The organism is Paenibacillus sp. MY03, from assembly GCF_002165585.1.
GTDB lineage: Bacteria > Bacillota > Bacilli > Paenibacillales > Paenibacillaceae > Pristimantibacillus > Pristimantibacillus agaridevorans.
Map to the genome: position 1 here is coordinate 390,773 of NZ_MXQD01000004.1, position 22,284 is coordinate 413,056.

Below are 22,284 nucleotides of genomic sequence, written 5' to 3' on the forward strand. Positions count from 1 at the left end.
GTGTTTCCGTCTTTCCTTCTTTCCTTCTTTCCTTCTTTCCTTCTTTCCTCTTTGCCGGTGCTACCCCTGGCGCTCGCGCTCATTGTGTATGATTTTTCATACTCATGTGCCTCGAATCTACTATTCCAGCGCCATTGTGTATGATTTTTCATACTCATGTGCCTCGAATCTACTGTTCCGGTGCCATTGTGTATGAATTTTCATACATACGAGCCCAAAACCCACCAGTTCGCGCGCATTGTGTATGATTTTTCATACTCGCGTACCTCGAATCTACTGTTCCGGCACCATTGTGTATGATTTTTCATACGCACGAGCCCCAAACCCACCAGTTCGCGCCCTGCCTATCACCCTGGGACCAACCATCCCACCATCGCCAAATACAGCAGCATCAGGAGCGCCATCCAGCTTGCGAACCTGTAATTGTCGGATGCCATCTGGAACGGCGTCCGCCCCGTCAGGCCGGCCAGCAGATTGTTGACCGCCGTAGCCGGCGAGATCGGATTGGACAAACCCCAGCTGCCAAGCAGGAGCACCGCGAAATAAACGCCGCTGATGCCTACGCTCTCCGGCACGATTCCGCCCGCCAGAATCGTCACGGGCACGATGGGATGCAGCCCGATCAGGGAAGTGCCCGCGATAAGCAGCACGGTGAACGCCGAGAACGTCAGCGAAACAGGGAGCGGAATATGTCCGAGCCATGCGGGCAGCTCCGCGCCGAACCCCGTCGCCCCGATCGCGCCGCTAAAAAATCCCGCGGCCAAAAACAGCGTAATCTCCTTCTGCAGCGCGGGAAAGGTAACGCTGAGATGATGTTTAAGTCCATCCGCGTATACGCCGGCCGAACGTCTGAACACGCACCATAACAATGGCAGTACAACGGCGGAGAAACAAATCAGCATCACCATGGGAAGCGGAACCATCCGCTCCAGGAGCAGAATCGCCGCCATGGTCAGCGCCAAATAAAGCACGAGCCCCTTCGGGAACGCCGCCGCGCTCGCTTCATCCGTCTTCCTGCCATCTTGCCCGGCGAAAGGAACAGTCTCGCCTCCTTGCTCCTCCGCCTCCATCGAAGCGCTGCCCGCCAATTCCTTCAATTCCCGCCGATTCGCCAGCATGCTCACTAACAGACTTAGCACCGCGAGTCCCAGCGCGTACGGCAATATCGACGACCATGACAACTCCAGCATCGTCGTAATTATCGTCATGGCCGCGAAATACGGCGACCAAAAGATCGCCCCCGCGAAGCCGCGGTTAAGCGCTCCGGCAAGCAGCCGGGACAGGAGCGGCTGCGGCATAACGAACACCATCCCGTAAACGACGGGAATGGCGCCGACGTTGAGGAAGACGCCGAGCACCTGCGTCAACAGCTGCGTGCCCGTCAACAAGGCCGTCCGGCTTCTCGCGCTGGCGTCGATCAATCGTTTCAGCCCCGCCACGTATTCCGGCAGCCGCACGGGTATGCCGAACAACGGCGCAAACAGGAACAATGTCACGATCGTGACGTTGATACCCGCGGCTTGGAACCATTCCGCGGCGTCCGCGCCTCGAACGAACATCAGAATAGCGCCTATGAGTAGAAAAGATGACGACAGCCACAAAGTCATGCCTTTCAGCTTAGGCAACAACAGCCCGATCGCTGCAAAAACAAGTATGCCAAGCAGTACCTGAAGCCCCTTGAGCCCCGTTAATTGCTGCACCATATAAACAGCGGCAATGGAGAGGACCACGGTCCTCTCCATTGCGGTTTTCGTAGCTTGCGACATGGACGCCTTTCCCTTCCACTCTTATAGAGGTTGTTCAAAAAAATTGTTAATTAAATTGCCAGCAGCTCAGGCTCAGATTGCCGTATTGATAGCTGCGGTGAAGCAGCTTCGCTTGACGAGTCGCGTCTCCGGCCCCCATAGCGAGCAAAAGCGGAATAAAATGCTCGCTCGTCGGAACGGCATCCTTGGCATGGGGTGCAAGCACCATGTACCGGAACAGCGCTTCCGTGTCCCATGCCTCGAGCTTCTCTTGCAGCCAATTGTCGAACTGCTCGGCCCAAGGCTCCGCGCCTTCCGCCCGCCAATTCAACCTTCTCAGATTGTGAACCGTGCCTCCGCTGCCAATGATAAGAATATCCCGTTCCCTGAGCGATGACAACGCTTGACCGATTCCATACTGCTCCGCTTCCGTAAGATGGCGGTTGACGGACAGCGCGACGACGGGAATATCAGCCTCCGGGAATAACATCTTCAGCACTGCCCAGGCTCCATGGTCGAGGCCCCGCTTGTCGTTGGACACGCTTTTGATGCCCTTCTCCGCGAACAACCGCAGGACTTCGTCGCCAAGCGCGCGGTCGCCATGAGCTGGATACGTCATGCTGTAGAGCTCATCTTGAAAACCTCCGAAGTCGTAAATTGTCTCGAAGGTATCCGCAACGCCGACGCTCTGAACCGACTCCTCCCAATGGGCCGAGAACAAGACGATGCCCTTCGGTCGGGCATGACCGCGCGCGAAATCTCGCAGAAGCTCCGTGTATGCATTGTTTTCCAATACGATGGAAGGGGCGCCATGCGCAAAAAAGTAACTTGGCATCATCGTGCTTCGCCCTCCTCGCCGAGATCCAGACCGGCATCCCGTCTTATCCAATTCAACACGTCCCTCGCATTCTCCTCCGTGACGCCGTGGTCGGCGGGATAGACCTTAAACGTGAGCAGCGGAGCACGCTCTTCGAGATAAGCTTTCGTCTCATGGCCGATCCGGATCGGGAAGACGGAATCGAACTCTCCGTGCGAGGCGAATACGGACACCTTATCCAGATTCCGCAACGGATATTCTTCCTTCACAAAGCCGGGTACGTACCCGTTTAAAGCCACGATCCCCTTGAGCGCGTCTCCCATCGTCAGCGCCAGCGTCATCGCCAGTATGGCGCCTTGGCTGAACCCGAGTACATAACGTTTTTCCGGATCGATGGGATATTGTTCGGTGGCGTCATCGATAAACGCCCGAAGCCCTTTAACCGAATCGTCGAACACGCTCCGTACCGGGTTGCCCAAGCTCACCAGCTCGTAATATTGATACCCGGCCCCCAGCGGCAGATTGCCGCGTATGCCGATAATGATGGCTTGCTCGGATAAGGGGGACACCAGCCCGAACATGTTTTTTTCGTTGGAGCCTTTGCCGTGCAGCGTGAACACCACCGGATATTTCCTGCCTTGCTCCATATTGGCCGGGAGATGTATATCGTAATGATACAACGAATTCATGGGAAGCTCTCCTTTTCTAAAAATATTATAAATACAAATAAATATTATGTATAAGTAATTTAACTTGAGAAGGCTAGAAAGTCAACCTCTTTTTTGTTAGTATGTATTTAAAGTTGCTATTACTAATATTATTCCGAAAGAAGGTAGCTTCTCATGGATATCGGATCCGCGATCAGATCCATTCGCAAACGCAAAAACATGACGATCGCCCAAATATGCGAAGAAACCGGCCTGTCGCAAGGGTTTATGAGCCAGGTCGAAACCAATAAAACGTCTCCGTCCATCTCTACGCTCGAAAATATCGCCACGGCCTTGAAAGTGCCTTTGGCTTACTTGCTGCTCAAAAAAGAAGATCGCATGGGTCAGGTTCGCGCTCGCGAGCGCAGAACGACGACGAGCGGCACCGACCGCTTGAAGGTCGAGCATCTAAGCAGCACCAAAAACATGAGGATGATGCTGGTCGAATTTCCCCCGGGCGCCTCTACAGGCGAAACGCCGCATGCGCATGAAGGCGAGGAGGTGCATCTGGTCATTCGGGGCAAGATATTCGCCCAGCAAGGAGAAGACGCCGAGGAGTTCGCGGAAGGCGATTCTTTCAGTTGGAATGCATGTACCCCGCATTGGGTCAAGAACGTCGGGGAAGATACGGCCATCGTGCTGATTTCCATCTATACGGAAGGCGAGCAAAGCCAGGATTTGCTGTAAATGTCCCTGAACGGTCGCCTCCAACGCCAAATAGCCTACTCCATGTAACGGAATAGGCTTAAAGATTATGAAAGGATGGATTGGGATGGGAATTCCGCTCAACCGTGACCCTTCCACATCGAAATCCGTTTCGCCTCGAACTGGCTGCGAAAAGGTTTTGCGTCCGGGTTGCCGGCGAGAGATTCGTATAGACCGTTCTGCTTTAATTCCCTCGCCTTGACGTTATCCTCCAGATTCATCTTCAGCATCTTGATCATAATGGCGCGCAGCTCAGGCTGGTACACCGGACACATCAGCTCGATTCGCTTCGTCAGATTGCGGGTCATCCAGTCCGCGCTGGACAAATAAACTTCTTCCGAACCCCCGTTATGGAAATACATAACTCTGGAGTGTTCCAGGAATCGGTCGACAATACTGATCACTTTAATATTCTCGCTTCTTCCCGGGACGCCTGGCCGCAAGCAGCATACGCCGCGAATGATCAGCTCGATCTTGACTCCCGCTTGAGACGCCTCGTACAGCTTGTCGATGACCTCCTGATTGGACAGAGAGTTCATCTTCGCAATGATGTGAGCACGTTTTCCGGCCAGCGCATTCGCCTTTTCCCGGTCGATGAGGCGATATAACTTCTCTTTAAGATCGGATGGCGCAACACCAAATGCCTTCCATTCGTATGGCGAAGAATAACCCGTCACTTCGTTAAATAGCGCCGACGCGTCGCCGCCGATAACAGGATGGGAGGAAAACAGTCCGATATCCGTATATAGCGTAGCCGTGCTGTCATTATAGTTTCCTGTGCCTACATGAACGTAACGACGCAGCGTGCCTTGTTCTCTGCGGACGACAAGCAGGATTTTGGCATGCGTCTTGAGTCCGACGAGTCCGTAGACCACATGGCAGCCCGCCTTCTCCAGTTGCCGCGCCCAAGCGATGTTGCGTTCTTCGTCGAAGCGCGCCTTCAACTCCACGACGACGGTCACTTGTTTGCCGGATTCCGCCGCCTTCGCAAGCGCCTGAACAAGTGCGGATTGACCGCTCACCCGGTACAGCGTCATCTTGATCGCAAGCACGTTGGGATCATACGCCGCTTGCTCAACGAAGTCATTGACGGCCTCGAACGACTCGTAGGGATGGTACATCAGCACGTCGCGCTGGCGGATAACCTCAAACATATCGTCCGTGTCGTCGAATTCTCTTGGATATACGGGCTCCAGTTTCTCATAACGCAGATTGTCGTAACCCGGCAAGCTGCCTGCGAATCGCATTAAGAAGCTTAGATCAAGCGGTCCGTCTATCTCGAACAAATTATCTTCGATCTCTAATTCGTCACGAAGCATCTCCAAGGCATAGGGATCCATCCCCTTCACGACTTCCAGGCGAACCGGAATGCCCCAGCGGCGTCTCCGAAGCTCCTTCTCGATCTCCTCGAGGAGATCCTCTGCCCCTTCCTCGTTAAGCGTCAGATCGGCATTGCGCGTAATACGGAATGGATTAACGGAATAGGGCGTATAACCGTTGAACAGCGTATTGATGAACCGCTCGATCAATTCCTCCAGCAGCACGAACTCCAGCTTTTTGCTGTTAATTCTGCCTGGTACGGGAACGAATCGCGTCAGGATGGACGGAACCTGTACGATAGCGAATAACGGCTCTTCCTCCGGCGCCGCACCGTCGCGCTGCAGCAGCACGGCCAAATACAGCTCCTTGGAATGAACAAGCGGGAATGGCCGGCTCTGATCCACCGCCATTGGCGTCAAGACAGGGAATACAATTTCATGGAAATAGTCGGATACCGCTTTTGTCTGGGCGATGTTCAGCTCATCGATACTTCTTATGCAGATGCCTTCCTTGCCTAGTGAACGGAAGATCTCGCGGTACGTTTTGTATTGCTCGAAGACCATTGCGGTTGTACGTTTAATTAGCCGCTTCCATAGTCCAGCCGGCGTATAACCCGTGAAGTCCATTTTCGTCAAGCCGGCTCTCATCTGATCCTGAATGCCCGCCACACGGACGCTCATGAATTCGTCCAAATTGCTGGATACGATGGATAGGAACTTCGCTCTCTCCAAGAGTGGATTGCTCAAATCCTGCGCTTCCTCCAGCACCCTGCGGTTAAATTCAATCCAGCTCAAATCCCGGTTGACATAATGCGATACCTGCTTGGTCATCTTCTTCCTCCTACAGGATTCATGCTAATGACGATCTTTTCCATTGTGGCGGACGACTATTATTGGCAGATTAACGTTTTGTAAAATATCCGTTAACTCTATGGATTTCTCCAATCCCGCTAAAATCTTCGGATCGTGAACTGACCGTTCCTCAACCGTTTCTCCAGCCACTGCAAAATGATTCGGCGGAAGATGGGTCGCGTGACGGGCAGCAGCAGGACGATGCCGAACAGATCGGAGATAAATCCGGGCAGAAGCAGCAGCAAGCCGCCAAGCAGCACGCAAATGCCGTCAATCAACGAACGTCCGGGCATAATGCCGCTCTCTAACTGACGCTGAGCATCGAGCCATACTTTGCGGCCTTCCAGCTTCGCGAAATACGCTCCGGCAATCCCCATCCCTACAAGGACAAGGAACGTCGTCCACCCGCCAAGCCATTCGCCAATCTGAAGAATCCCCCAAAGCTCAATGATGGGCACAAGCAAGAGGAGCGCGAGCAGCCATTTATACATCCTATTCCACCCCTTCGCCAAAAATTGATTCCATCCGCCTATTATTTGCCTGAATGTGCAAGTAACTTATACAGCTCCGGCATGATTCTGTTCATGCGCACGGGCTGCCAGTCTGAACCAACCCATACATGTTTGGTTCCGCCTTCCGCAAGCAGCTCGCCAGGCAACGCTTCGCCCTGAGGTATCGTCATGACACGCCACTGCTCATCCGACTCCACTCGCCTAACTTGCGACGCAAAAGTCACTCGAAGCGCCGTACTCTCCTCAACCCGGGTGCATACTAACACGCGGTCGTCATAGCGGGCAGGCGCGACATATTTGCATTGCAGATCCACAACAGGCAATAACAGACCTCTGCTTTCGATCGTTTTATAATCGTAGCCTGCACTTCGTATCCATTCAGTACGTCCGATCTCGAACCAGGTTACATAATTGCCATGGAATACGACGCTCATCTGATCCGTCTCTTGGTAACGAACGCGAAGAGGGTGCAGATGCCAAGCTTGTTCCGACATCAAGCCTTGCTCCTTTCATCGGTATAATTCCTTAGAATTGGAGAAAGAAGCGACGGTGAGTTCACCATCGCTTCTTCAATACTTCAATATGTTATTGCTTCCAAGGTTACAGTACTTTGGATTGACCGGAGTAGACGACGCCCGTCTCCGCATAAACGGTTACTTCCATGCCATCATGCAGATTGTCCGTTGCGTTCGCAACGCCAAGGATGACAGGGATGCTAAGATTAAGTCCGCATACTGCTGCATGACTCGTAATGCCGCCTTGCTCTGTGATGACAGCGCCGGCTTTCTCGAATGCAGGCATATATTCTTTGTCTGTGGAGACTGCTACCAGGATGTCGCCAACGTTCATCTTGGAGATAGCTTCTTCAGCCGTGCGAGCAACGACAAGTTTGCCGGTTACCGTTTGGCTGCCGATGCCTTGGCCATGAGCCAGCAGCTCGCCAATATGATGGATCTTGATCAAGTTCGTCGTGCCGGCGCGACCTACAGGTACGCCTGCCGTAATGACGATCGTGTCTCCCAGACTAAGCAGACCCGTGCTCATTGCGCCTTTAACGGCAGTCTCGAACATTTCGTCCGTTGTAGACGCCTCTGCGCCTTTTACCGGAAAAACGCCCCAGCCAAGTGCCAGGCGGCGCATAATGCGCTCGTCCGTCGTTACCGCGATGATCGGCGATTTCGGACGGTATTTCGCCACCATACGCGCTGTAAAGCCGCTTTGGGTCGAAGTCACAATCGCTTTGGCGTTAAGGTCAAGCGCAGAGTTTGCAACGGATTGGCTTACCGCTTCCGTTACCGATACTTGCTGCGCGTTTGCTTGCTTGAGGAAGATTTCGCGGTATTCCAGAGCGCTCTCGGCGCGCTCGGCGATACGGGACATCGTCTGTACGGATTCTACCGGATATTTGCCCGCAGCCGTCTCGCCGGACAACATGATCGCATCCGTGCCGTCGAAGATCGCGTTCGCCACGTCGCTTGCCTCGGCGCGAGTCGGACGTGGATTGCGTTGCATGGAATCCAGCATCTGGGTTGCCGTAATAACCGGCTTGCCTGCGCGATTGCATTTTTTGATCATCATCTTCTGTACAAGCGGCACTTCCTCCGCAGGAATCTCTACGCCGAGATCGCCGCGCGCAACCATAAGGCCGTCGGACACTTCAAGAATTTCGTCGAGATTGTCGACGCCTTCCTGGTTCTCGATTTTGGAGATGATCTGGATATGGCTTGCATCATGTTTCTCCAGCAATTCCCGGATTTCCAGAACGTCGCTCGCTTTGCGCACGAAGGAAGCCGCGATGAAGTCGACGCCTTGCTCGATACCGAAGACGATATCGCCTGCGTCTTTCTCGGTAATGCCAGGTAACGAAATTTTGACGCCTGGTACGTTAACGCCCTTTTTGCCTTTGATAGGACCGCTGTTAACGATGCGGCAATGAATTTCAGTGCCTTCGACAGACTCGACCGTCAGACCGATCAGACCATCGTCGATGAGAACGGTGGAACCAACTGAAATATCGTTGGGAAGATTGGTGTACGTTACCGGAATACGAGTGCGATCACCCAGAATTTCCTCGGTAGTCAGCGTGATGGCATCCCCTTGAATCAGCTCGATCGGCTCTTCCTTCAGCTTGCCGAGACGAATCTCAGGTCCTTTGGTATCCAGCAGAATCGCGACGGAAGTGCCAAGCTCGGCGTTCGCCTTGCGAATGTTCTTGATTCGGTTGCCATGCTCCTCGAAGTCTCCGTGGGAGAAGTTGAGACGGCCGACGTTCATGCCCGACTGAATCAGTTTTTTTGTGTTTTCCAACGATTCGCTGGAAGGCCCGATTGTACAAACGATCTTTGTTTTACGCATTGTTAAGTTCCTCCGTTTATTGCCTGAATGTCTTTGTCTTTGTTTTTGTTCCAATATACATGCACGCCCGGTCCAGGCTTGTCCTTCGCGCGGGCGGTTGTAACGATTGTGCGGATTGTTAGTTCGTCGCGGGAGCCGCTTCCTGGTTTAGCTCGGCTGCGGCTGCCGTAGGCGCATCAGATGATTCGTCATTAACCGGCTCCTCTGCCTGCTTTACCTGCGCCATCTGGAAGTACCCGATCTTGCGGAATTTTTGGTACCGATCCTCGATAAGTTCCTCCCGCGATAAGTCGAGGAGTTCCTTTAGATGAGCAATCAGCTCGCGCTTGATCGCAGCGGACTGGCATTCGAGGTCGCGATGCGCGCCGCCTTGCGGCTCCTCGATGATGCCTTCGATAATACCGAATTCCAGCAGATCCTTGGCGGTAATCCTCATCGCTGCGGCTGCCTCGTCTGCTCTTGAGGCATCCTTCCACAGGATGGAAGCCGCTCCGTTAGGCGATATGGCGGAATAGATCGCGTTTTCGAGCATCAGTACACGGTTGCCAACGCCAAGCGCCAACGCGCCGCCGCTGCCCCCCTCGCCGATAACCACGCATATAATAGGGACGCCGAATCCGGCCATCTCCCTCAAATTGCGGGCAATCGCCTCCGACTGACCCCGTTCTTCGGCAGTGTTGCCAGGATAAGCGCCCTTGGTATCAATGAATGTAATAATCGGGCGACCAAATTTATTCGCTTGCTGCATCAGACGCAACGCCTTGCGGAAACCTTCGGGATGAGGACTGCCGAAGAAACGGGCGATATTGTCTCTTGTGTCTTTGCCGCGCTGATGGCCGATCACGGTCACGGGCAAGCCGCCAAGCTTGGCAAGGCCGCCCACGATCGCAAGATCGTCCGCGAACAGGCGGTCGCCGTGAAGCTCCATGAAGTCGGTAAAAATGGCTCCGATGAAATCCAGCGACGTCGGACGTCCGTGATGGCGCGCCAGATGCATCTTCTGCGCGGGAGACAGCTCGTTGTACAGCTCTTCTTCGAGCTGCCTGCAGCGCTCCTCCAGTCGGAGAATTTCTTCGGTGAAGTCGATCCCCTTATCAACGCTAAGGCTCTTGAGTTCCGTAATCTTTTGACGCAACTCGACGATCGGCTTCTCGAAAGGCAGCTCATTCGCCATCGAACGACACCTCCTTCACGGTATGCATGTCCAGCAATTGCGTTAATGTTTGTTTCATGTCCTTGCGATGAACGACCTTGTCGAGCTGGCCATGCTGCAGATTAAATTCCGCAGTCTGGAAGTTCTCCGGCAGCTTCTGGCGAATCGTCTGTTCGATAACGATCCGTCCGGCGAAGCCGATCAACGCGCCGGGCTCGGCCAAATTGTAATCGCCAAGGCTCGCGAAGCTGGCGGATACGCCGCCTGTCGTAGGATCCGTGAATACGGAAATGTACAAACCGCCGTCTCCCTGAAACTTCGAGAGCGCCGCGCTGGTCTTCGCCATCTGCATGAGACTCAAGATACTCTCCTGCATGCGAGCTCCGCTGGAGGTGGAGAAGATAATAAGCGGAAGGCGCTTCTCATGAGCAGCTTCTATCGCTCTAGTAATCTTCTCCCCAGCCACGGAGCCCATGCTGCCCGTAAAGAAGTCGAAACTCATAACCGCTACGACAACGGGGAATCCGCTAATGCTGCCTTCGCCCGTAACAACGGAGTCGCGCAGATTGGACTTTGCCTTCTGCTGCTCCAGCTTAACCTTGTAACCCGGGAAATTAAGCGGATCGACGGACTCCATCTCGGCGTCGTACTCAAACAAACGCCCGTCATCGAGCGTCATTCCGATCCGCTCCCACGCGCTAAGCCGGTAATGATGCCCACATGACGAGCACACCTTCAAGTTTTTCTCCAATTCCTTGCTGTAATGAATCGTGCCGCACTTGGCGCACTTGTTCATCAGACCTTCCGGAATATCGCGTTTGGGACGCTCCGTGGTCGCCGAAGGAATGGTTGCGTATTTTTTTTTCGAGAATAAGTCCTTAATTTGCACGTATGCGACACCTCTCAAGGCGCAATATTAATAATTCTGCACGTTATGGGCGGATGATGGAATTGAATACTTCCTGTACTTCCTCCAGCTCACCGGACGGTACCAGAATCTCATATTGCTGTTTGGACAGATTGACGGGCCGGATTTTGACCAAAAAACTTTCTTCCGTAAGCCGTTTTCTGATGTTTTCTGCCATTTTTGCTGTTGGTGCAATGTAAATAACCGTCCACATCATGGTACCTCCTGAAGCTTGACGCCAATGTCGAGCGGCAGTTGCCGCCACTTGGCATCTCAAGCCTAACGTTTCGCGAACGAATGACAGGCCGTATAGCACCGATTCGCATGGCAGGAAACCTCTCCTAGCCAGCATCGCGCTTCGAGTCATTGTCTTTTCTTTAGCCCCACCAAAGGCCATATGATGTCATAATGATAACATAGTCACTGCGATTCGGGCAAATGATATTGGTTCGCATTGGGGTCTCCATGCGCGATCCTCGCTGATGCGGCAGCGGCAAGGCCAGCCACCAAATCGTCCAGAAACACATGGATTTTTTCGCCCTTGATATTCAATTGGCGTATGATGCCCGGCTTCACCTTGTCCAGATAACCAAAGCTGGTGAGGCCGATCATTCCATAAACGTTCGTAATGCCCAGCGCCAGCGTTTCGTCGACGCCGTACAGAGATTCGTCCCGCTCCATGATGGCCTGCAGCGGCTCCGGCAGCAGCCTTCGCTCCGCCAACTCGTCGAGAGCTATGCCTGTGTACAGCACATATTGCACTTCGCGCTTCTCCAGCACCACACGAACGCTGACCTGACATTCTTCCATCGTCAAATCCGGATTATAGGGTCGCTGCAGCGTGTAAACGATCTCCGCGATGTCGTCGACACTTACTCCGCGTTTTGCCAGCCACTTCTCGATACCGTTCATTGGCTTCATCTCCTCGCATCCTCTTGGCTTGTATCTCTATGCATATGCTCGTACAGGCCATAATGTGCATGAGAATTGCAAGTACTGGACGCAGGACGTATCGGAAACCGGCATTTGCTGCTTCTACTTAATAACGACAGTGTCCGGTCCCAGCAGCCTCTCGATCGACGCCTTCAACTCCTGCGACGGGGAGACCCGGTGACTGTCGTTTAAGGCGATAACTTTGCCTTCGCCTTCGTAAAACAACGCCGTATCAAGCTGGCCGGGATGCGAGACAAGCAACCGTTGAAGCTTATTCAGCACATCCGATCGTTCTTTCTCCACCGTGATCTTAATGTACATACGCTGCTTCTTAGGCGGCTTAGCGTTGGCGGGCAGAGGTGACGAATCTTTGCTTGACGATTGGGGCACCGCGGGTCGGCCAGATCCGTTTCCGTAGCCGGAGCTCCGCGCAGCTCGGTTGCGGGCCTGCTGGCGAAGACGACCCACTTGAGCCGCGAGCGACTCTGTCGTCAGCTCTGGACCGATCGGCACGACTTCCTCGACGAGCAGCTTGTAGTCCTCGTCCTGCTGCTGGACGGTAGCCTGCACGATGTACAGTCCTTCCCGCTCCAGCTTGTCCCCGCTTCGCTTCCACACGTTCGGGAACACGACGGCTTCGACGCGCATGATGCGGTCCTCAAGCTCCAGAAATCCCATCGCGTTGCCCTTCTTGTTCGTGAACGGCTTCAGCCCCGCCACCATCACGCCTACGCAGGCGACATAACCGTCAGGCGCGTCCGAAAGCTCAACGAGACGGTCCAGTTCCACTCCCTCCAACTGCTCGGCGGCATGGTCCAGCGGATGCCCCGACAGATACAATCCCAGCAGCTCCCGCTCAAAATCAAGCTGCTGCGACGTCGTAAACGGCCGTACTTCCGGCAGCTCCACATCCCAGTTCTGCACTTCCTCGAAGCCGAACAGCTCGATCTGCAGCTCTTCCCTTTCCTTGCGCCACTTTTGCGCGGTCTCTACCGTCTCGTCGAGAGCCGCGAGCAACTGGGCGCGATGCCCCGGGAACGCGTCGCAAGCGCCCGCCTGGATAAGCGACTCGAGCACGCGCTTGTTCACGACGCGCAAATCGACCCGCTTGCACAGGTCGAGCAGGCTGTCGTAAGGGCCGCTTTCCCGCTCTCTGGCAATCGCTTCAATCGCCTGCGTGCCTACGTTTTTGACAGAAGCCAGGCCGAAGCGGACGGAGCCGCCAACCGGCGTGAACGAAGCTTCGCTTTCGTTCACATCCGGCGGCAGCACGGGAATGCCCATGCGCCTGCACTCGTCCACGTATTCCGCCGTCTTGCGCATGTTGCCCGTGACGGACGCCAGCATCGAGGCCATAAACGGCACGGGATAATGCGCCTTCAGCCATGCCGTCTGAAACGCCAGCACTCCGTAAGCCGCTGCATGCGCGCGCGGAAATCCATAGTCCGCGAAGCGAACGATCATATCATAGACGCGGTTAGCGTCCTCCCCGGAATAACCTTGTCCCAGGCTTCCCTTGACGAAGTGGCTCCGCTCCTCATCCAGCACCTCGCGTTTCTTCTTGGATACCGCGCGGCGCAGCAAGTCGGCTTCCCCCAGCGAGAAACCTGCCATACTGGACGCAATCTGCATAATCTGCTCCTGATACACGATAATGCCGTAAGTATCGGCAAGAATCGGCCGAAGCGAAGGATGGGGGTAGTGCACGGCCTCCTTGCCGTGTTTGCCCGCAATATATTGCGGGATGAACTCCATCGGACCCGGACGATACAGCGCCAGCACCGAGATAATGTCCTCGAAATCCGTCGGCTTCATCTCGCGCAGCACCCGCCTCATGCCGGAAGACTCCAGCTGAAAGATGCCCGTCGTGTCGCCTCGCCCAAGCATGGCGTATGTCTCGGGGTCGGCATCGTTAACCAGTCTGAAGTCGATATCTTTGCCTTCCAGCTCCTTGATCCAGACCAGCGACCGCTCCAAAATGGATAGCGTACGCAGACCCAGGAAGTCCATTTTGAGCAATCCCACCGCTTCCAGATGCTCCATGGAATATTGCGTCAGCGGAATCGACTCTCCGCCTTGCTGCAACGGCACGTAATCCGTCAGCGGTTCGCGGGAGATGACGACGCCGGCGGCATGCGTGGAAACATGCCGCGGCATCCCTTCCACCTTCATCGCCATGTTCAGCAACAATCCGGTCTTCGGTTGCCGCTCAGCGGCTTCTCGCAGTTCGGCGCTCGTACGGATCGCTTCGGCAAGCGTAATGCCCAGCTGGCCCGGAATGAGCTTCGCCGCGCGGTCCACCTCCTGGAACGGCACGTTAAGCGCGCGGCCGACGTCGCGAACGGCGGCTCTTGCCGCCATCGTGCCGAACGTGATGATCTGCGCGACATGCTCCTCGCCATACTTGGCCGCGACATAGGCGATCACTTCGTCCCGGCGCTCGTCGTTGAAGTCGATATCGATATCCGGCATCGAAATCCGCTCCGGATTAAGGAATCTCTCGAAGAGCAGCTTGTACTTTAGCGGATCGACATCCGTAATCCGCAGCGTGTAAGCGACAAGACTTCCCGCCGACGATCCTCTGCCAGGTCCGGTTCGGATCCCCCGTTCGTGCGAGAACCGAATGAAGTCCCACACGATGAGAAAATAATCGCTGAACCCCATCTTTTCGATCACGGACAGTTCGTAAGCGAGACGATGCTCGGCTTCCCTGCGGAAATCCTCATTTTCCGTCCAGGCCGGAAGCGCCGCATACCGGCTCTCCAAGCCGTCCCGGCACAGCTCCGTCAGATACGACGAGGAATCCCTGCCTTCCGGCACGGGGCGGAACACCGGCAGCGCGGCACGGCCAAGCGTAAGCTCCAGATTGCACTTATCCGCGATCTCCACCGTATTCGCGATCGCCTCCGGCACATGGCGGAACAGCGATTCCATCTCGGAGGCGCTCTTCATATAAAGCTGATTTGTTCCAATGCGCAGCCGATCGCTATCCTCCACCGTCTTGCCGGTGCCGATGCAGATAAGCACATCCTGCACATCGGCATCTTCCGGCTGCAAATAATGCACATCGTTGGTAGCGGCGAGCGGGATTCCGAGCTCCTGCGCCAATCCGATCATCTCGCCCGCCACCTTCTTTTGCTCCAGCATGCCATGATCCTGCAGCTCCAGATAGAAGTCATCGCCGAATATGTCCCTATAGCGCAGCGCAGCCGCCTTCGCTTCTTCGCGGCGATCATGGAGCAGATGCTGGGACACCTCCCCCTTCAAACACGAGCTGAGACAGACCACTCCCTCGGAGTGGGCCGCGAGGGATTCCATGTCGACCCGAGGTTTATAATGAAATCCTTCCAGGTGAGCGATCGAGCTAAGTCTCATTAAATTCCGGTAACCGGTCTCGTTTTTCGCCAGAACGATTAGATGATAGGTTGGATTGTCCTTGCGCGCCCCCTTCTCGAAGCGCGAGCCCGCCGTCAAATAAAGCTCGCAGCCGATAATGGGCTTAATCCCCTGCGCCAGACAAGCCCGATAAAACGGAATCGCTCCATACATGACGCCATGGTCAGTCAGAGCGAGCGCCTTCATCCCGAGCTCCGCCGCCCTGGCGGTGAGATCGCGAATGCGCGCCGCCCCGTCCAACAAGCTGAATTCGCTATGCGCATGCAAGTGAACGAATGATGCCTCTCTTGTTGCCGTCATCCCGATCTCTCCTCTCGCAATCCGAACATGGATTCGTATTCTTCTATTTTATCATAATTATGCGGGACACGCCCATAGAATGATAGGAGAGGTTGTTGCATGCAGAGGAGGGGAAACATTTGTCCTATTTTTTGTCCAAGGCGGGACTCGATTTTTTTATTGCGTTCGGCATCGTGCTAGGAGGCTCCATGCTTGCGGGGGTCGGCTCCGTCTTTATGGCGTTGCCGCCGGCCACTGTCATGCTGGATACCGCGCTCCGGCTGAAAATATGGGCGATCGTTGCCGCGATCGGCGGCTCGGTCGATCCCGTCAGAGTCATCGAAAGCAACTTTACGGCCGGCCAACTGTCGCCGGTGGCCCAACAGATTGCGTTTATTATTTTCGCTTTCCTGGGGGCGCATATGGCAACGGAGCTTGTAAAGCTGGTTTGCAAAGGGGCGTCTTAACGCATGAGGGTGCCTTCCTTCTACCGATACGCAGATGCGCTGCGATTGCTGGGTGTATTCCTTGTAGGTTGCATCGTCGGGGGCGTTGTGCTGCACTCCCTGTTCGTGGCGAAGTTCGAGGCGATGTACAATACGGTGTACGGACTGGAGGCCAGGCTGGGGCAATACGAAGCGGATATCGCGAAGCTCAAGCAATACAAGAACCAGCACACGGTGATCAAGAGCATTCAGATCCGCGTACTGGAAGAGTCCACGCGTTCCGCCCGCCTGGACCGGATGACGGAGACGGAGCTGGTGAAGCGGGTCAAGGAGGATCTATCCATCCTGCTCGGGCGCAGCATCTATGATATCGACGCCGATGCCAATCTAGTTCGGAAGCTGCTGGAATCCAAAACATACGACGACGTAAGCGGCAAAGATTATGCAATCGAGCTCAAAACAGTGCTGCTGGCAGACAACGTGCTGCAGGTGTGGATGACGGTCCGCGTCAAGGCGAAACCTCCAGCGTGATAAGGCAAACTTCGCCGGAACATGGTACAATAGACGACGATAAGTTTCATTAGGCATACAAGTGCGTGTAACCTCTACAAAGGAGTCGTCACAACATATGGGACAATTGGAATTGCTGCAATGGGTGCTGTTCCCTGTAATACTGATCTCGCTAGTGCTGTCCGTCGTGTTCAGCTACAAGTCGAGACGTTCCTCTGATGGGAGGAAACGCGGCATCAATGCCGCACGAATGAACATCAGCATGGGCATCATGATGATGTTCATCTCCTTCATTCAGCTGTTCATGTCAAATGAATCGACGCTTAAGGTCGTCATCGGCGCCATCTTCCTGGTGGTCGGCCTGTTCAACCTCTTCGCCGGACTGCGCAATTTAAGCGCCTACCGGGCGACGGAGCGGGGATAATCCCCGCTCTTTTTTTTGAATTAATACGGATCGATCATCTGCGCGGTAAGCATCGCCTTCGCCGCAAGCCCCTTCGCGTCCAGCACCTCGATCTCCAGCTTGGAGAACTTCCTCGACAGCTCCATCGCCTTGGGCTTGATCGTCACCTCGCTGTCGATCTGCACCGGCCTTACATAATAGGAGGTCATGCTTTCCAGCAGGAAGTCCCGCTTGCCCGTCTCCCGAATCATTTGCCTCGCGGCTTGCATCATAAGCGTCGAGACGAGTCCTTCCGAAGCCATCCCGAGCGCGCCTGACATCTGCGGAGTAATGGCGCCGCGATAGCTGATGCTAGCTTCCTCCGTGCCATTCGACTCCGATTGAATGAAGCCGGACCACATCAAATCCTCGAAGGTCTCGCCGGATTCCGGCTGTTTGCCCGCGAACCGCATCGCGTCCAGCACCTCGCGCCGCGTCACGACGCCGAGAAGCTTGCGGTTGCGATCGACGATAGGCAATAGATCGATCCCCTCCGCCGCCATCGTATGGGCTGCGGACGTCACTGTAATATTCGGCGCCGCCGTAATGGGATGCCGAGTCATCACGCGGTCAACGGCCGCATCATCGGCTGAGCCCATCGCATCCATCGCCGTAATCATGCCGATAACTCTGCCTCTGTCGTCTAAAACCGGGAAGCGGAAGTTGCCTGTCTCGCGCGACAAACGGTGAAAATCCGACAGATTGCTGCCGGATTTGATAACATCGGCCGGTTTGCTGAACGTCACGATGTCTTCGAGAAGCATGATTTTGCGCTTGATGAGCCGGTCGAACATCGCCCTGTTAATCATGGACGCGACGGTGAACGTGTCATGTCTCGACGACAAAACCGGAAGCCCCTGCTCGTCCGCTAACCGAACGATCTCCGTGCTTGGCTCGAATCCGCCGGTAATCAGTACGCCGGCTCCCTGCTCCAAGGCGCAGCGATGCGCGCTGACGCGATTGCCGACGATCAGCAGGCTGCCGCTATCGATATAGCTCATCATCGCTTCCAGCTCCATTGCGCCGATCACAAACTTGTGAAGCGACTTGTCCAGACCGTCTCCTCCGCCGAATAAACGGGCCTCGACGATCTCCGCCACTTCTCCGAAAGTCAGCTGATCCAGCGCTTCGCGCCGCTTGCGATCGATGCGGACGGTACCAATTCGTTCCTTCGTGCTGACAAGTCCGGAAGACTCCGCCTCCTTGAACGCCTTATAAACGGTGCCTTCGCTGACACCAAGATGTTTGGCGACGGCCCGCACCGATATTTTGGTGCCTACCTTAAGTCCTTGGATATGCTGCATAATCTGCTCGTGCTTCGTGCTCGTCACATTGCTTGGGGTGGAAGCCATCCATCGATCACTCCTCGTCTGCTACCATTATAGGAGATTGCAATGGAAATATCGACTACCAGTCGAATTGCAGCTTTGTCACCTTGAGAATGGCGTCGATAGGCTCATCGTCGGTCCCGTGCAATGTCCACTTGCGCAACAAAGCCTGGATCGAGATCGCATTAATGCCAGACTTGGCTCCGCTCCGCACGCAATCATGCCAATCGTATGTAATGGGAACGCGGTAACGCTGCTTATGAATGGGATAATTCTCGTATTCTATCACTTGAGAAGGAATTTCCTTGTATACGCTGGAGAACAAGAAGGTCCCGCTCTCGCTATAGGGTCTCTGAATCGGCTCCGTCTTCAAGTTTAGAGTATATTCCAACGTCTGTGTATGGGCGTTAACCCCGCAGCTGAATGAACCATGGGCAACGGCCGTCTTGTTATGCCGATGCGACAACCTGTAAGTGAACAAAACCTTGAAAGCCACATTGCAATAATTTGCTCTCACCTTGCGATAAAACTCGAACTCTTCTACCATCATTGCTGACTCACCCGGCTTCACCCATTTTCGCCACCAGTCTATCACTTTTGGTATTTTTATGATAATTATAATAAATCATCCACTTAAAAGTCAATGACTATAGACGGTATTTAAATCAAATACTATAGAACGTTGATCGAAAACCTGCCAAAACCCTATCGTTAGGCTGAGGTGACACGGATGAGCGACATTGGGCGCCAGATTGGCGAAAACATTCGGCTCGTGCGCAAATCCAAGGGATTAAGCCAGGAGCAGCTGGCTTTGCGCGCCGAGATCAACGCATCTTATATGGGACAAGTCGAACGGGGCGAAAAAAATCCGACCATCGATGTACTGGGCAAAATTGCTGCCGCGCTGCAGACGCCGTTGGAGCAGCTCGTGCAGGTTGGAAACTCAAACCGCATCGACGGCGGCGAAGCCGAAAGCTATTCAGACAAAATCATCAGTCAGATGACAGGACTGAGTGTCAAAGAGCAAGAAGTCGTCTATCGCTTCGTCAAGCAGCTCGTCCAGTTCCGGGAGATGGAGTAGCGAACGCCGCACCGGCGTCATTGGCTATGCCACGTTGCCGGAAACGAACGAACTTAGGTGAAATCCGTAAAAACAGCTGCATCCAAGGCATGCGATCCACGACAATCAAGGTGAAACGGCTGTCGCTGTCATTTGGCGGCGCAGCGCGTTTTATTCCGAGAATTATAGGTCAAGTATGGAGAAAACTTATACTTTCTTATAATTTCAAAAAGCGCCGGTCCGTCAAAAACGGAGCGGCGCTTTCCATTCCAAGAAGGAAATGCAATTTGTCGGTAGTCAATGCAAGCTGTCCGTAACGAAATAAACACACATCCCCACAAGCGCGCTCGCGCTTTCGCAAGTCGAGGAATCCGCTAATCAATTGTGCAATTATACACATTTCCCGGTCCAAAAGTTACTGAATCATACAATTTTGTTCAAATATACACAATTTTTGTTTGAATCAGGCCCATTCCGTCTTCACATGAATATCATTTGAGTATAATTGTACAATTTAATTTATTTTAGAAAGCCGGACAATTAGGTCGTGTCTGAAAACCCGCTCAAGGGCATCTTTCACCGCCTTTCCGCCCCCTGCTTCGTCACTTTTGCTTGACGTACCCCCGGTACGCCTTCACAAAAGTTCCTTGCATGGAACGAAAATTCGGCAAAATCTGCTCCCCTCGGAGTATTCAGACACGCCCTAAATTTGTACATATTCGCATAATTTCCTAAACCGACAGCCGAGCCAACAGTTTCATCTAAGATTCACAGCATCTTGGCATTCGTCGCGGAGCTTACCTACTTCCCGACTTTGGCTACGTTATCGCCCCACACTTTGCAGCCTTCTTCCCCGCTTGTAAGCCGCGTCAATGGCCGCGTATTTTGCGCGCCTTCTTCTCGACCTGGCGATTCACGAAGTTTATGGCGGCCTGCTCTCTGCGCAGCACCTTGGCTCGCTTGACGTGGGACAGCGCCTCCCGCTTCTCCTCCGTCAGCAGCAGCATATTCGCGTTAGCCGCGATAATGACGATCGCGAACGCCAGCCACATGAACCAGAATACGCCGCCTGCACCGCCCCATTCCGCAGAATCGACTGCCGCGAAAGCATAGAACAGCATTCCAGCCGCAATGAGAATATACATGAAGTGCTTCAGCTTCCCTTTGCCCTTATTCTTCACCTTGCCCATTCCCCCTCGCATGAAAGTTCTTCAAGCCATAGGCTCGTCCAACAACACCCCATCGCTTCCGTCTTTCGCGTACCTTGTCCGCGTTTCCTTGCAGTAAGCAGTATATGCCGGCATCTCGTTCCTTATGACTGGGGCAATCACACACAAGACGCACGGTTCATATGATGAATTAGTTCGTGCATTCACCCATAGGCCCACGCCTCTAATCGCAATTGCTCCTGGTTTGGAAGGAGAATCGAAATGATTAAAACGAAAGTTGCCATACAGGTGACGAGCTCCGGGACGCTTCCGGAGGATACGATCATGTTAGGCGATGCCTATGTGAAGCTATGGAAAATACCGGTCGGGCAGCATGTGCCGCTGAAATTCGGCGCGTTCCGCCAATCGCTCAAAATCATCCCGTCCGCGAAAACGGACGGAATACGTATCAGTCCAGCGCTTGCCGAACGAATGGGACTCCCCCCTGCCGGACGTACGCAGCTCAGGTTCAACTACCGCTCCGGCACGATCTCCATCGGACCTCTGATCGGCGTGCTTATCAGCCGCGACTTCCCAAGTACGCCGGATAAGCCGTTCGGCACGATAACCATGTTCTGCCGAGAGCTCGTCGAAGCGTGCAAGGCGCAAGGCGCCCACGTCTACTTCTTCACGCCAGGCGCGCTGTCCGGCGGCTCGGCAAGCTCTGTCGAGGGCTGGACGTATGCCGGGGGCTGGAGACAGACCCGCATGCCGGCGCCGGATATCGTGAACAACAGGCTTACCTCAAGGAAGCTGGAGAACGCCGCCAACGTGCAGCATTTTCTAAGCGAGGCGAAACGGCTGTACGGAACCGCGGTATTCAATGAAAAGTTTCTCGACAAACCCGAGGTGTTCGACGCGCTCCAGAAGGATGCCGATCTTCACCGCTACTTGCCGGAATCCTATCTGCTGCGCAATTACGCCACCTTCAAAAAAATGTGCGAGCGGTACAGCCACGTCTTCCTGAAGCCCGCCCGCGGCAGCCTGGGAAAGGGCATTATCCGCGTCTCCCATCTGGAAGGCGAGAGCTACCAAGCCCTCCATGCGATGAGCGCCGGCTCCAAGCGGGCGGTCTATCCCTCCTTGCCTAAGCTGTATGCCTCCATCTCCGCCAAGATGAAGACAGCCCGCTACCAGATTCAGCAAGGCCTGCAATTGATCGAGTTTCAGAAGCGCCCCGTCGACTTCCGCGCGCTCGTCCAAAAAAACGCCGCCGGCAAGTGGATCATTACCTCCATCGTCGCCCGTACGGCAGGAAACCAGCAATTCGTCTCCAATCTTGCGCGCGGCGGCTCGCTCAGCACCGTCAGCGCGGCCGTGACCAAAAGCAACCTGAGCACCAGCGTCAGCCGGCTGGAATCCGCCAAGCGGCTCCGACTCGCGGCTCTGCATATCGCGCAAGGAATCGACACCCATATTCCCGCCCACTTCGGAGAGCTGGGGATCGACCTGGCGCTGGACACCAGCGGCAAAGTATGGCTGCTTGAGGTCAATTCCAAGCCGTCCAAAAACGACAACACCCCGCTAAACGAAGGCAAGATTCGGCCTTCCGTCCGAATGATGATTCAATATGCCCGGCATCTGTCGGGATTCTAGACAAAGGAGGCAGC

21 protein-coding genes are annotated in these 22,284 nt (G+C 54.5%); 6 read left to right on the forward strand and 15 right to left on the reverse strand.

The features are described from left to right. Nucleotides 1-347: 347 nt before the first annotated feature. From B1748_RS04250 to B1748_RS04260, 3 genes are read right to left on the reverse strand one after another with little or no spacing between them, the layout of a single operon-like run. Complete coding sequence (locus B1748_RS04250; RefSeq protein ID WP_087566612.1) at nt 348-1,766, reverse strand: hypothetical protein; 1,419 nt, start codon at nt 1,764-1,766, stop codon at nt 348-350. Nucleotides 1,767-1,812: 46 nt separating this feature from the next. Further along, on the reverse strand, nt 1,813-2,583 hold the full coding sequence (locus B1748_RS04255; protein WP_087566613.1) for a DODA-type extradiol aromatic ring-opening family dioxygenase: 771 nt from the start codon (nt 2,581-2,583) through the stop codon (nt 1,813-1,815). Next, on the reverse strand, nt 2,580-3,251 hold the full coding sequence (locus B1748_RS04260) for an alpha/beta hydrolase (protein ID WP_087566614.1): 672 nt from the start codon (nt 3,249-3,251) through the stop codon (nt 2,580-2,582). The genes B1748_RS04255 and B1748_RS04260 overlap by 4 nt, the downstream gene beginning before the upstream one ends. Before the next feature lie 153 nt (nt 3,252-3,404). On the opposite strand from B1748_RS04260, the gene B1748_RS04265 reads away from it, so the two are divergent. After that, nucleotides 3,405-3,956 carry a helix-turn-helix domain-containing protein gene (locus B1748_RS04265; RefSeq protein ID WP_087566615.1) on the forward strand — a complete coding sequence of 184 codons (552 nt, stop codon included), beginning with the start codon at nt 3,405-3,407 and terminating at the stop codon, nt 3,954-3,956. Between the two features lie 98 nt (nt 3,957-4,054). Here B1748_RS04265 and ppk1 read toward each other — a convergent pair whose 3' ends face one another. From ppk1 to B1748_RS04310, 9 genes are all read right to left on the reverse strand, one after another. After that, nucleotides 4,055-6,124, reverse strand: coding sequence for a polyphosphate kinase 1 (gene ppk1 / locus B1748_RS04270; protein WP_087566616.1), 2,070 nt, complete (start codon nt 6,122-6,124; stop codon nt 4,055-4,057). Nucleotides 6,125-6,243: 119 nt separating this feature from the next. Beyond that, nucleotides 6,244-6,636, reverse strand: coding sequence for an FxsA family protein (locus B1748_RS04275; RefSeq protein ID WP_087566617.1), 393 nt, complete (start codon nt 6,634-6,636; stop codon nt 6,244-6,246). Between the two features lie 41 nt (nt 6,637-6,677). After that, nucleotides 6,678-7,151, reverse strand: a complete 474-nt coding sequence (locus B1748_RS04280) for an acyl-CoA thioesterase (RefSeq protein WP_087566618.1) — start codon at nt 7,149-7,151, stop codon at nt 6,678-6,680. Between the two features lie 106 nt (nt 7,152-7,257). Further along, complete coding sequence (pyk, locus tag B1748_RS04285; protein ID WP_087566619.1) at nt 7,258-9,012, reverse strand: pyruvate kinase; 1,755 nt, start codon at nt 9,010-9,012, stop codon at nt 7,258-7,260. Between the two features lie 118 nt (nt 9,013-9,130). Beyond that, nucleotides 9,131-10,186, reverse strand: a complete 1,056-nt coding sequence (locus B1748_RS04290) for an acetyl-CoA carboxylase carboxyltransferase subunit alpha (RefSeq protein ID WP_087566620.1) — start codon at nt 10,184-10,186, stop codon at nt 9,131-9,133. After that, nucleotides 10,176-11,054 (reverse strand): acetyl-CoA carboxylase, carboxyltransferase subunit beta, encoded by an 879-nt coding sequence (gene accD / locus B1748_RS04295; RefSeq protein WP_087566621.1) that lies wholly within the window; start codon nt 11,052-11,054, stop codon nt 10,176-10,178. The genes B1748_RS04290 and accD overlap by 11 nt, the downstream gene beginning before the upstream one ends. Nucleotides 11,055-11,097: 43 nt before the next feature. Beyond that, complete coding sequence (locus B1748_RS04300; protein WP_087566622.1) at nt 11,098-11,286, reverse strand: glutamate decarboxylase; 189 nt, start codon at nt 11,284-11,286, stop codon at nt 11,098-11,100. A gap of 206 nt (nt 11,287-11,492) precedes the next feature. Further along, nucleotides 11,493-11,993 carry a phosphatidylglycerophosphatase A family protein gene (locus tag B1748_RS04305; RefSeq protein WP_246608555.1) on the reverse strand — a complete coding sequence of 167 codons (501 nt, stop codon included), beginning with the start codon at nt 11,991-11,993 and terminating at the stop codon, nt 11,493-11,495. Between the two features lie 114 nt (nt 11,994-12,107). Further along, on the reverse strand, nt 12,108-15,701 hold the full coding sequence (locus tag B1748_RS04310) for a DNA polymerase III subunit alpha (protein ID WP_087566624.1): 3,594 nt from the start codon (nt 15,699-15,701) through the stop codon (nt 12,108-12,110). 119 nt (nt 15,702-15,820) lie between these two features. Here B1748_RS04310 and B1748_RS04315 point away from each other — a divergent pair, with 119 nt between their 5' ends. From B1748_RS04315 to B1748_RS04325, 3 genes are all read left to right on the forward strand, one after another. Beyond that, complete coding sequence (locus B1748_RS04315) at nt 15,821-16,147, forward strand: YtrH family sporulation protein (protein ID WP_087566625.1); 327 nt, start codon at nt 15,821-15,823, stop codon at nt 16,145-16,147. 3 nt (nt 16,148-16,150) lie between these two features. After that, nucleotides 16,151-16,657 carry a sporulation membrane protein YtrI gene (locus tag B1748_RS04320; RefSeq protein WP_087566626.1) on the forward strand — a complete coding sequence of 169 codons (507 nt, stop codon included), beginning with the start codon at nt 16,151-16,153 and terminating at the stop codon, nt 16,655-16,657. 97 nt (nt 16,658-16,754) lie between these two features. After that, nucleotides 16,755-17,060: a YtpI family protein gene (locus tag B1748_RS04325; RefSeq protein WP_087566627.1), complete on the forward strand. Its 306-nt coding sequence runs from the start codon at nt 16,755-16,757 to the stop codon at nt 17,058-17,060. 20 nt (nt 17,061-17,080) lie between these two features. Here the strand turns inward: B1748_RS04325 and B1748_RS04330 are convergent, their stop codons facing one another. Next, a complete protein-coding gene (locus B1748_RS04330; RefSeq protein WP_087566628.1) occupies nt 17,081-18,430 on the reverse strand; it encodes a DRTGG domain-containing protein in 1,350 nt (449 codons plus the stop codon). A gap of 55 nt (nt 18,431-18,485) precedes the next feature. Then, nucleotides 18,486-18,956: a hypothetical protein gene (locus tag B1748_RS04335; protein WP_087566629.1), complete on the reverse strand. Its 471-nt coding sequence runs from the start codon at nt 18,954-18,956 to the stop codon at nt 18,486-18,488. A gap of 180 nt (nt 18,957-19,136) precedes the next feature. Between B1748_RS04335 and B1748_RS04340 the strand changes: the two genes are divergently transcribed. After that, nucleotides 19,137-19,487, forward strand: a complete 351-nt coding sequence (locus B1748_RS04340; protein ID WP_087566630.1) for a helix-turn-helix domain-containing protein — start codon at nt 19,137-19,139, stop codon at nt 19,485-19,487. Between the two features lie 848 nt (nt 19,488-20,335). Here the strand turns inward: B1748_RS04340 and B1748_RS04345 are convergent. Continuing rightward, nucleotides 20,336-20,647, reverse strand: coding sequence for a hypothetical protein (locus B1748_RS04345; protein WP_143810236.1), 312 nt, complete (start codon nt 20,645-20,647; stop codon nt 20,336-20,338). A gap of 249 nt (nt 20,648-20,896) precedes the next feature. On the opposite strand from B1748_RS04345, the gene B1748_RS04350 reads away from it, so the two are divergent. Beyond that, a complete protein-coding gene (locus B1748_RS04350) occupies nt 20,897-22,270 on the forward strand; it encodes a YheC/YheD family endospore coat-associated protein (RefSeq protein ID WP_087566632.1) in 1,374 nt (457 codons plus the stop codon). Nucleotides 22,271-22,284 lie beyond the last annotated feature (14 nt).